11 protein-coding genes and 1 tRNA gene are annotated in these 10364 nt (G+C 70.3%); 1 reads left to right on the top strand and 11 read right to left on the bottom strand.

The features are described 5' to 3' along the window. The coding region (locus BM204_RS21970) for an ATP-binding protein (RefSeq protein ID WP_177223737.1) at positions 1–230 on the top strand (230 nt) is incomplete at its 5' end. 282 nt (positions 231–512) lie between these two features. On the opposite strand, the gene BM204_RS21975 is transcribed toward BM204_RS21970, so the two are convergent. From BM204_RS21975 to BM204_RS22020, 11 genes are all read right to left on the bottom strand, one after another. After that, positions 513–588, bottom strand: a tRNA-Asn gene (locus BM204_RS21975). A gap of 79 nt (positions 589–667) precedes the next feature. Continuing rightward, the gene (locus BM204_RS21980; protein WP_218031405.1) at positions 668–1174 is read right to left on the bottom strand and encodes a hypothetical protein; all 507 of its coding nucleotides are present in this window, start codon (positions 1172–1174) and stop codon (positions 668–670) included. After that, entirely contained in the window at positions 1171–3066 is a 1896-nt protein-coding gene (gene dnaG, locus BM204_RS21985) for a DNA primase (RefSeq protein ID WP_091117754.1), read from the bottom strand. The genes BM204_RS21980 and dnaG overlap by 4 nt, the downstream gene beginning before the upstream one ends. Before the next feature lie 20 nt (positions 3067–3086). Next, positions 3087–4001: a 2-hydroxyacid dehydrogenase gene (locus BM204_RS21990; RefSeq protein ID WP_091117756.1), complete on the bottom strand. Its 915-nt coding sequence runs from the start codon at positions 3999–4001 to the stop codon at positions 3087–3089. Then, positions 3998–5251, bottom strand: a complete 1254-nt coding sequence (locus BM204_RS21995) for a deoxyguanosinetriphosphate triphosphohydrolase (protein ID WP_091117758.1) — start codon at positions 5249–5251, stop codon at positions 3998–4000. The genes BM204_RS21990 and BM204_RS21995 overlap by 4 nt, the downstream gene beginning before the upstream one ends. A gap of 28 nt (positions 5252–5279) precedes the next feature. Then, positions 5280–6509, bottom strand: a complete 1230-nt coding sequence (locus tag BM204_RS22000; RefSeq protein ID WP_091117759.1) for a glucose-1-phosphate adenylyltransferase family protein — start codon at positions 6507–6509, stop codon at positions 5280–5282. A gap of 433 nt (positions 6510–6942) precedes the next feature. After that, the gene (locus BM204_RS22005) at positions 6943–7404 is read right to left on the bottom strand and encodes a type II toxin-antitoxin system VapC family toxin (RefSeq protein WP_170259330.1); all 462 of its coding nucleotides are present in this window, start codon (positions 7402–7404) and stop codon (positions 6943–6945) included. Then, entirely contained in the window at positions 7394–7624 is a 231-nt protein-coding gene (locus BM204_RS22425) for a FitA-like ribbon-helix-helix domain-containing protein (protein ID WP_143099884.1), read from the bottom strand. Before BM204_RS22425 ends, BM204_RS22005 begins: the two co-directional genes overlap by 11 nt. 37 nt (positions 7625–7661) lie before the next feature. After that, the gene (locus tag BM204_RS22010) at positions 7662–8561 is read right to left on the bottom strand and encodes a VldE C-terminal domain-containing protein (RefSeq protein WP_091117763.1); all 900 of its coding nucleotides are present in this window, start codon (positions 8559–8561) and stop codon (positions 7662–7664) included. Between the two features lie 164 nt (positions 8562–8725). Next, the gene (dusB, locus tag BM204_RS22015) at positions 8726–9865 is read right to left on the bottom strand and encodes a tRNA dihydrouridine synthase DusB (RefSeq protein ID WP_091117765.1); all 1140 of its coding nucleotides are present in this window, start codon (positions 9863–9865) and stop codon (positions 8726–8728) included. 182 nt (positions 9866–10047) lie between these two features. Then, positions 10048–10364, bottom strand: a 317-nt coding sequence (locus BM204_RS22020; protein WP_143099885.1) for a transposase, incomplete at its 5' end; no start/stop codon positions are given.

Here is a 10364-nt window from a genome sequence, read left to right on the forward strand (position 1 = left end):
AGGACGCCGCCGAAGGTCTCTACCGCCTCGTCGATGCCGCGTATGAGAAACGCTCGGTCGCGATCAGCTCGAATCTGCACCCGGCCGCGTTCGACGAGCTGATGCCTAAAACGCTGGCCACCGCGACCGTCGACCGGCTCCTGCACCACGCCCACGTCTGTCAGACCACCGGTGAGAGCGTGCGCCTGACCCAGGCACTCGCCGGGCAAGGGGTGAGCCCCTTGAGCTGAGCAAACCGGCCGGTGGCGGCCAGCCCTTGGGCAGATCTCATGGCCGCCACCGGGCACTTCTCGTGACCGTCACCGGGCAGGTTTCATGACCGCCCCCGGGCAGTTCCTACTGGCCCTTGACAGCGGGCCTGACCCCGTCTTCCCGACTTCGAGCGTGAACCGATCGTTCCCTCGGGCGTCTTGGTGCGATGGCGCAGCAAGCACGAACGATGCACAGCCGATGCCTCCGACAAGCAAAACGACCCGTGGACTGCGTTTCCGCAGGTCACGGGCCGTTTTCACTGGCTCCCCCGGTTGGACTCGAACCAACAACCCTCCGATTAACAGTCGAATGCTCTGCCAGTTGAGCTACAGGGGATCACGCTGACCATCTCCGGACAGCGATAGAACATTAGCAAGGCCGGGGCCGGGGCCGAAATCGGGCTCCGGCCCACCGCTCAGCCGGGCTGGACCTCGCTCTTCGCGGCTGCCAGGGCTGCCTCGGCCGACGCCCTCACGGACGAGTCCTCGGGGTCGATCCCCTCGTCGTACTCGAAGAACCAGGCGATGTCGGCGCGGCCGCGGGGCGCGCGGCGGGCGATGACGCGCACACCGCGTCGGCCGGTCACCGCGACGTGGCGCTGGAGGACGATGCTGGCCGTCACCCGCTCACGGACCAGCTCGAGGAGCCGACCGGGCTCCGCGATCGTGATCCGGTGCTGGGGCCGAGTCAAGCCCCACGAGCCGACCTCGCGGACGGTCAGCGTGGACGTGTCGAGGTCCCAGTCGGCGGCCTCGACCTCCTCCCACGGGATGCGGGCGTCGTCGGCGGCCGGGACGTAGAGCGCGTCACGGGTGCCGCCGACGACCTCGCCGGTGGCGTCGACGGCCCACGCGAGGACCTGCTCGCCGGGGTGGACCTGGAGGTCGGGACGCTCGCGTCGCCACCGCAGCGTCGGCCTCATGCGGGACCGCTCATGCGGTCGCGCAGGGTGCGGCGGTGCTGCTCGAGGGCGGCCAGCTCGCCGAACATCTTGTTGTAGTCGGCCGGGTTGTCCACGGGGTTGGTGCGCTGCAGGCGCGACTTGACCTCGGCGATGCGGCGCTGTGCGGTGAGCTCGAGGAGCTTGAAGACGTAGAGGCCGACGTAGGCAGCATCGGGCTCGCGCATCAACGGCTCGACGCCGAGCGCACTGATAGCCGAGGAGACGGCCGGGTCGGTGGCCGCGTCGCGGAGCCGGGTCGACCATCCCGGGTCCGACGAACCGGCCACCAGCCCGCCCGCTGCCTCGACGAGCTGCCACACGCCCCGGTAGGTCGGGTGGGTGAAGTCGTTGGGGCCGATGTCGGTGGTGGTGCGCCCGATCGCCATCGGGTGCTGGATGACGAGCTTGAGCGTCTCGCGCTCGATGGTGAAGCGCGGGTCGCGCAGGTCGGGTGCGACGGGACGGGGGGCCGCAGCCGGCGTCTCGGTCGGCGCGGCCTGCTCGGGACGGCGGGGGGTGTTGCGATCGTCCTGGCGCGCCGGGCGGTTGGCGGCACGGCGTACTTCGGCGCGGGCCTCGTCCATGTCGATGCCGATCATCCCGGCGATCTCGCGGGCGAAGGCGTCGACCTTGGACTTGTCGCGGATGCTCGAGACGAGCCTGGCGCTCTCGCGCAGCGCGTCGACGCGGCCGTCGGCGCGGTCCAGGTCGTATTTGCTGACGACGTTGGCGAGGACGAACCGGTAGAGGGGCACGCGGCGGGCGACGAGCTCGCGCACGGCTGCGTCGCCCTTCTTGATGCGGACGTCGCAGGGGTCGAGGCCGTCGGGCTCGACGGCGACGTAGGTCTGGGAGACGAAGTTCTGATCACCGGCGAAGGTCTTGAGCGCGGCGTTCTGGCCGGCCTGGTCGCCGTCGAAGGTGAAGATGACCTCGCCGCGGAACTCCTCGTGGTCGTGGAGGAAACGGCGCAGGACACGGGTGTGCTCCTCGCCGAACGCCGTGCCGCACGAGGCGACAGCGGTGCCGACCCCGGCGAGATGACAGGCCATGACGTCGGTGTAGCCCTCGACGACGACGGCCTGGGAGGAACGGGCGATCTCGCGACGGGCGAGGTCGATGCCGTAGAGGACCTGGCTCTTCTTGTAGAGCGGGGTCTCCGGGGTGTTGAGGTATTTGGCATCGATCTTGTCGTCGTCGAAGATCCGTCGGGCGCCGAAGCCGATCGTGTCGCCGGTCGCCTCGCGGATCGGCCAGAGCAGCCGACCACGGAAGCGGTCGTAGGCCGAGCGCCCGATCGCCACCAGGCCCACCGAGACCATCTCGTCCTGGCTGAAGCCCTTGCCACGCAGGTGGGACAGGATCGCCTCGCCGTCGCGGGGCGCGAAGCCCATCCCGAAGCGCTCGGCTGCCGCCTGGTCGAAGCCACGCTCGTGCAGGAACTGGCGCCCGGCCGCGGAGTCGGGCGTCAGCAACTGCTCGGCGTAGAACGCCTGGGCCAGCTTGTTGGCCTCGATCAACCGGGCGCGCGGCGGACCCTTGGGCCGCTCCTCGCGCACGTCGCCGTCTTCACGTCGCAGCTGGACCCCGACCTTGTCGGCCAGCCGCTCCACCGACTCGGAGAAGGTGAGGCCGTCGATCTTCATCAGGAAGGTGATGACGTCGCCGCCCTCCTGGCAACCGAAACAGTGAAAAAATCCCCGACTCGGCGTGACGTGGAACGACGGCGACTTCTCGTCGTGGAAGGGGCACAGGCCCTTCATGGAGCCGCCACCGGCGTTGCGGAGGGTGACGTAGGACGACACGATGTCGTCGATGCGAGCCTTCTCGCGCACTTCTGAGATGTCGTCCTCGCGGATCCGGCCTGCCACGCCTCGATCCTACGGCGAGGTCATCGGTCGGCGGACATGACGTTCCACAGGGGCTCGCCCGCGGCGTAGCGGTGCAGCTGGTCGCGGACCATCCGGTGGGCCCGCGGCCACATGGCGGTGCTCGCACCGCCGACGTGGGGCGAGACGAGGAGACCGGGGGCGTCCCAGAGCGGGCTGTCGGACCGGAGCGGCTCGGGGTCGACGACGTCGACGGCGGCGGTGATGCGCCCGGTGTGGAGGGCCGCCACCAGGTCCTCGGTGACGACGACCGCTCCGCGCGCCATGTTGACCAGGAGCGCGCCGTCCTTCATCTGGTCGAGGAAGGCGGCGTCGACCAGACCGCGGGTGCTGTCGGTCAACGGCACGATCAGGACGACCACATCGGCCGTCGGCAACAGCTGGGGCAGGTCCTCGATGGCGTGCACGTCGTCGCGGGCGGTGCGGGCGACCTTGGTGAGCGTGACCTCGAAGGGCAGGAGACGGGACTCGATGGCCCGGCCGATCGCGCCGTGGCCGACCAGCAGGACGTGGCGGTCGGCGAGCGCGGGACGCCACTGGGGTGTCCACTCGCGGCGGTCCTGCGCCCGCACGAAATCGGGCACACCACGCAACGAGGACAAGATGAGCGTGAGGGTGAGCTCGGCGGTGGAGGCGTCGTGGATGCCGCGGCCGTTGCACAGCCGGACTCCCGCGGGGAGGTGCGGTCGGACGTTATCGACGCCGGCCGTGAGGGTCTGCACGACGTCGAGCGACGCCATCTGCGGCAGGACCGAGGTGACGGAGGCGTCGAGGCGGTAGGGCGGGACGTAGAACGACACCTCGCCCACCGACGCGGGGACCTCACGGGTGGGGTCAACGACCTCGTAGCGCAGCGCCTCCGGGGGGTCCCCCAGCTCGGCGGGGTCGAAGGGCAACCAGACCAGGGGCGTGCTCATGGGCGCCTCCTGCGCAGCCGGGTGTGCCAGGTGACGGCGCTGGCGTCGGTGAGGGAGGCGACCTGGTCGATGACGACCCGCAGCCGGGCCGCGTCGTCGCCCGCATCGTCCCAGTCGTCGACGAAGGGTCGCTCGAGCTCCTCGGGCGCGCGCTGCACCAGGATCGCCACCAGCTCGATCATCAGCTCGCGCTCGCGGGCCATGGCCACCAGACGGTCCTCGGCCTGCATGACGTAGTGGGCCGCGATGCCCTTCAGCACGGCCATCTCGAGCAGCGTGCGCTCCGGCACCACGAGCGTCCCCTCGTAGCGGACGAAGGGGCCAGACCCCGCGGCGAACGTCGCGTGCTGGGCGGCTCCGCAGAAGCGGCCGATCAGGTCGCTCGTGAGGTTCTTGAGCGCGGCCAGGCTCCGCCTGCTCTCGTCGTACGGCGTCGTCGGCCAGCTGCCCTGCGTGCGCAGGCCGGCCAGCACGTCGTCGAGCTCGTCGTCACGCGCGTCGGGGAGGTACCAGTCGCGGACGGTCGCCCACACCGCCGGCAGGTCCATGGCCGTCAGGTCGATGCGGCCGGCGACCGTGCCGTCCTCGACGTCGTGGACGGAGTAGGCGACGTCGTCGGCGAGGTCCATGATCTGCGCCTCGATGCACTGCCGGACCCCCCCGACGTCCATCGCCGCGCCCGCGCGCAACCACCCGAACACCGCCTGGTCGTCCTCGTAGACACCGAACTTGAGGGGATCGGGGCCACCCCCGCGGGGCCAGGGGTACTTCGTGCAGGCATCGAGGGTGGCACGCGTCAGGTTGAGCCCCACCGAGCGGCCATCGGCGTCGAAGGTCTTGGACTCCAGTCGGCTCAGGATGCGCAGGGTCTGGGCGTTGCCCTCGAAGCCGCCGCACGCGTCGCTGAGGTCGGCGAGCACCCGCTCCCCGTTGTGGCCGAACGGCGGGTGGCCGAGGTCGTGCGCGAGCGCCGCGGTCTCCGCGATGTCGGGCAGGCTGCCGAGCGCCCGCGAGAGGTCACGGGCGACCTGGGCGACCTCGAGGCTGTGGGTGAGCCGGTTGCGCGTGAAGTCATCGGTCTGCGGACCGACCACCTGGGTCTTGGCGGCCAGCCTGCGTGACGCGGCGGCGTGGACCACCCGGGCGCGGTCGCGCTCGAACGGCGTGCGCACCGGAGCGTCCACCCGCTTGGGCGGCTCTTCGACGACGCGCTCGTGGGCGGTGGCGTCGTAGAGGTCGAGAGGATCCATCGGCGCGAGCCTAGGGCAACGCCCCGACTCAGGCGCTGGTCCCGGGCTCGAGCCGACTCCCGGCCGCGAGGGTCCTGCCCGCGGCCACGGTGGAGCCAAGGCCCACGAGCGTGACCACGTCGGAGTCGTTCGTGCCGTCGACGCCGGCCTCGCCCACGCGTGCGCCGGCGCCGATCTCGCAGTCGCTGTCCACGATGCTCCAGTGCACCTGGGCCCCGGCCCGCACGACGGTCCGGGCGAAGACGACGCTGTCGTGCACCTCGGCGCCCTCCTCGATGACGACTCCCGGCCCCAGCACGCTGCGTCGTACGACGCCCGCGACGCGAGCGCCCGGGCTCAGGAGGCCGTCCACGACGTCGGCGCCCTCGAGCAACCGGGCCGGAGCCCGCGCCGGCTGACGGGTGAGGACCGGCCAGTCCTCACGCCCCAGGACGTCGTGGTCCTCGACCAGGAAGTCCTGGTGGGCCCGCAGGTAGAGGTGCGGCTGGCCGAGGTCGCGCCAGTAGCCGTCCAGCGGGTGCGCGATGGTGCGGCCGCGCTCGACGAGGCGCGGCAGCAGGTGGTCGCCGAAGTCCTCGAGCCCGGAGTCCCCCGCATCGCTGCCGGCGGAGAGCTCGCGGTGCAGCTCCTCCAGGACCTCGACGAGCACCCGGGGGTCGTAGGCGAAGACCTCGGTCGCGATGGTCCCCGTGGTGGGCTCGTCGGGCTTGTAGTCGAAGCCGGTCACCCGGCCGTCACCGTCGGTCTCGACGACTGCGTGGTCGCCGGCCTCGCTGACCGGCACCTCCGTGGTCACGATGGTGCACTCCGCACCCGCCTCGAGGTGCGCGTCGACCACCTCGAGGTAGTCGAGGTGGTAGACGTGGTCGGCACTCATCACCAGCAGGACGTCGGGCGCGAAGCTCGCGACCTGGTCACGGATGCGGAAGAGCTCATCGGCGTTGCCGCGGGCGAAACCCTCCTCGTCGAGGCTGCCCGTGCCCTCCTCGGGCATCAGCAGGCGCAGGCCGCCGCGCGTGCGGTCGAGGTCCCAGGGGCGACCGTTGGCCACCTGCTCCTCGAGCGTGGACCCCTGGAACTGGACCGAGAGCCACACGTCGCTGATGCCGCTGTGGGTCAGGTTGGACAGTGGCAGGTCGACCAGCTGGAAGACACCCAGGAAAGGCAGCGCCGGCTTGGCCCTCTCGCGGGTCAAGACATCCATGCGACCGCCGGCGCCGCCGGCCTGGATGATGGCGAGCACGCGTTGCCGAGTCATGCGGCAGTGTGACACGGGGGCCACGGTGATGACGGCCCTGCCTCGGACATGCCGGCGGAGGTGAGTATGCGAAGTGCTCGAATCGAGTCTCGCGCTCCTCGCCGAACAGAACATGTCCGGTATGGCCTTCTTGACCGCCTACGGCATGACGTGGCTGGTCTGCGGTGTCGTTTGGCGACGTGCATCACAACGTGTGGCCGCCTTGGCCACGCTCTTCCAGGGCTTGGTTGCCTTCCCTACAGCCCTTGGTCGCTCAGCACCGACCGGGGCGATCGGTCAGGAACGGCCAGTGGCGGCTGAGATCACGCAGCTTCTTCCTGATACTTCATCTCATCGTCGGCCAGACGGTGGCAGATGAAGGCCAGCGAGGCTGTGCTTTACCGGCGAAGATGAGTGTTCGAACCCCGTGAATGCGCGCCGCGCGTGCCGCGGCTCAGGCGGTCACGACCGTTCCATCGATCTCTTCGATAACAACCAGCTGTGCGAACCGCGCGAAGTGGCGCGTGTTGTCCGTGACGATCGCCACTGCCCGGTGCGCCAGCGCAACCGCCACCACGTTCGCGTCGTGCACCTGTTTCCCGACCGTGGGGCCCGCCACGATCAAGTCCATCAAGGAGCGAGTCGTTCCGGGGCCTTCGGCCAGCATCTCCATGCCCTCGAGGAACTGCTCGATGTTGCCCACCGCGTCCTCACCGGAGAGACCGAGCCCATTGACAGCGACCGGCCTCGAAGTGACCGCAAGGTACTCGCGCACGATCTGCGGAGACACCGCTAAGCGTCGTGCGTCCTCGTTGAGGAACCGAATGGCCGCATCGTGCTGGCTGCGACTGCGGTCAGTGGCGGCGAGAAGGACGTTGGTGTCCACGACCACCAGCGGCGCCGTGTCAGCGCTCATCGTCGTCATAGAAGTCCGCGCGGTCGAAGACCGCCGTGCGGCCTGTATCGACCGTGCGAAGTCTGAGCGGACGCGGGCGCGCGCCGGCGATCGGTTCCCCCGCAGCCTTGTCGAGAACCTCCCTCAGCTCCTGCTGAACTGAGTGACCGCGTCGAGCAGCGCGCCGTTTGATCGCGGCGACCGTCTCCTCGGGAACATCGCGGATGTGCAGTGCAGGCATCCGGCAATGCTAGCACCAGTGCTAGCACAACGGAGTCTCAGTAGGTCGTGACGTGCACGTGGTCGTAGTGGTTGGCCGTGGTGGAGCCACGGTCCTCCATGCCACGGAAGCCCTCGCCGGAGCGCTCGACCGACCAGATGTTCTGGGAGTAGATGAGGTAGCTGACGCCGAGTGCCTCGTAGTTCTCGCGCACGAACTCAGCGACCTCCCAACCACGGTCGCCCGACACCATGATGTCGACGGCCAGGCCCTGGCTGTGCTCACCGTCGCTGCGGAAGGTCCCGTAGGTGGTGATCTCGGGGAAGTTGGCGCAGACGGCCGCGTGCACGGCCACGATGTTGGGGCTCACTCCGCTCGGCACCGAGGTGCCGTTGGTGCAGGCGCCGCCGAGCGTGGCGGGCTCCTCGGTCGAGAGGTAGCCGGCCGTCACCCACCGGGACCTGCCGTCGAGGACGATCTCGTCGCGGCCGTAGAGCTCGCGACCGGTCACGAGGACCTTCTCACCGGGCTCGATCTCGCCGACCTCGCGAGCCTCGTCGCCCGGCTCGGTCCAGAGGTTGAGGGTCGTGGTCGTCCACAGGCGCGTGTCGGCGTTCTTGATCGCCTTGCGGGTGGACTCCTCCGCCTGCATCGTCTCGGACTTCGACAGCAGGCTGGACAGCTCGCTGCGCGAGGCGCTGCGGCTGACGCTCCTGCTGCGACGGTCGGCGTCGGGGGCCAGGTCGGCCGACTCCGAGGCGCTGGGTGTGTCCGGCGAGCCGGCCGCGCTCGCCGGAGCGGCTGCGGCCGAGGGCAGGTCACTGCTCGCGGGCTCGCTGGTGAGGACTCCGAGGGTCACTGCGGAGGCCGTCGCCAGGAAGGCGAGGGGGCCGGCGATGACGACGGCACGGGGCTTGCGGCGGGCATTGGTGTCCCGCTCGTGGCGATGATCTGCCACAGCGCTGATCCTTTGCTGTTGAGGACATGACGGGTGCCCGTCGCATGATGAGCGGCAGGCACGAGGACCGAGTGAAGCACAGTCCCGTGAGCTGTCCGCATCTCCAGCATGGTTCCCCGAGGTGTTCCCGGTCACCCGAGCGTCACCCGGGCGTCATCCGGGCGTCATCCGCCGGTGGTCTCCGAGGCGTCCTCACGGACGTGGGAGCCGGCCCCGTCGGCGTCGTCGAGCCACCCCTCGGGCAGCACGACACGAGCCCGCGGTGACCCCTGACGTCCCCGCGGCGTGCCCAGCTCGGCCAACGGGAACGCCTCGTCCGGGTCGAGCTCGACCAGCAGGGCGTCGAGGCTGGCCAGGGTGTCGACGAGGGCGAGCGAGCGCCGCATGTGGCCGCCCGCGGCGAAGCCCTTGAGGTACCACGAGACGTGCTTCCGGAACTCCTTGCAGCCGCGCTCCTCCCCCATGTGCTGGCACAGGAGCTCGGCGTGGCGGCGCATCATCGCGGAGACCTCGCCGAGGGTCGGCAGGGTCGCCACCTCCTCTCCCGCGAACGCGGCGGCGAGGTCGCGGAACAGCCAGGGCCGACCGAGGCAGCCACGACCGACCACGACGCCCGCGACCCCGGTCTGCTCGACCATGCGCAGCGCGTCGGCGGCCTCCCAGATGTCGCCGTTGCCGAGAACCGGGATGTCGACGTGCTCGACGAGGCGGGCGATGGCCTCCCAGTCGGCCTGGCCGGAGTAGGCCTGGGCGACGGTGCGCCCGTGCAGCGCGATCGCCGCGACCCCGGCCTCCTGCGCGATGCGGCCGGCGTCGAGGTAGGTCAGGTGGTCGTCGTCGATGCCCTTGCGGGTCTTCATCGTCACAGGCACGCCGTAGGGCGTCGCGGCGGCGACCGCGGCCTCGAGGATCTGACCGAGGAGCCCGCGCTTCCACGGCAGTGCTCCTCCGCCGCCCTTGCGGGTGACCTTGGGGACGGGGCAGCCAAAGTTGAGGTCGATGTGGGCCACGCCGAACTCGCCGCAGAGGATCTCCGCGGCCTTGCCGACGTAGACCGGGTCGGTGCCGTAGAGCTGGACCGAGCGGGTGGTCTCGAGCTCGTCGAAGACCAGCATGTCGAGGGTGCGCTCGTCCCGCTCGACGAGGCCGCGCGACGTGATCATCTCGCACACGTAGAGGCCGGCACCCTGCTCGGCGCACAGACGCCGGTAGGCGGCGTTGGTGATCCCCGCCATGGGCGCGAGGACCACCGGGGTCTCGACGGTCACCGACCCGAGGGTCAGGGACGAGGGCACGACGGGCATGGCCCCATTCTCGCGCGACCTCGACGCTGGTCCCAAATGCCTCAGAAGCTGTCGCCGAAGTCGTTGGCCTCGAAGGAGACGCTGATCGGTCGGGCGCCGCTCGACCACGGCGTCGCGCGCTTGCACGGGCCGGTCACGCGGCAACGGACCAGCGAGCGACCCTGGGATGCTTCTATGTGCTGTCAAGCGGCCGAAGCAGGTCGGTCGGGAGCAGCCGCGGCGTTGAGGGTCCGGTAGATCTGGCGGGTGGTGTAGCGCTTGAGACAGCGTCGGATCTCTCGGCCGGTTTTGCCCTCCGCGGTGCGCCGGGCGACGTAGTCGCGGGTGGCTGGGTCGGTGCGCATGCGAGTGAGCACGACGGTGTTCAGGGCCCAGTTCAGGCGCCGGTCGCCGCCGCGGTTGAGCCGGTGGCGCACGGTGTTGCCTGAGGACGCTGGGATGGGGCAGGTGCCGGCGATCTGGGCCAGGGCAGCCTCGCTGCGCACCCGACCTGGGTGGG

This window comes from Nocardioides psychrotolerans, from assembly GCF_900113685.1.
Lineage (GTDB): Bacteria > Actinomycetota > Actinomycetes > Propionibacteriales > Nocardioidaceae > Nocardioides > Nocardioides psychrotolerans.

What these genes read in the sequence shown, in the direction of transcription:
- BM204_RS22425 (WP_143099884.1), bottom strand. Translation starts at nt 7,624, where the DNA reads ATGCCTGCACTGCACATCCGCGATGTTCCCGAGGAGACGGTCGCCGCG.
- BM204_RS21980 (WP_218031405.1), bottom strand. Translation starts at nt 1,174, where the DNA reads ATGAGGCCGACGCTGCGGTGGCGACGCGAGCGTCCCGACCTCCAGGTC.
- BM204_RS22005 (WP_170259330.1), bottom strand. Translation starts at nt 7,404, where the DNA reads ATGAGCGCTGACACGGCGCCGCTGGTGGTCGTGGACACCAACGTCCTT.
- BM204_RS21995 (WP_091117758.1), bottom strand. Translation starts at nt 5,251, where the DNA reads ATGGATCCTCTCGACCTCTACGACGCCACCGCCCACGAGCGCGTCGTC.
- BM204_RS21990 (WP_091117756.1), bottom strand. Translation starts at nt 4,001, where the DNA reads ATGAGCACGCCCCTGGTCTGGTTGCCCTTCGACCCCGCCGAGCTGGGG.
- dusB (WP_091117765.1), bottom strand. Translation starts at nt 9,865, where the DNA reads ATGCCCGTCGTGCCCTCGTCCCTGACCCTCGGGTCGGTGACCGTCGAG.
- BM204_RS22000 (WP_091117759.1), bottom strand. Translation starts at nt 6,509, where the DNA reads ATGACTCGGCAACGCGTGCTCGCCATCATCCAGGCCGGCGGCGCCGGC.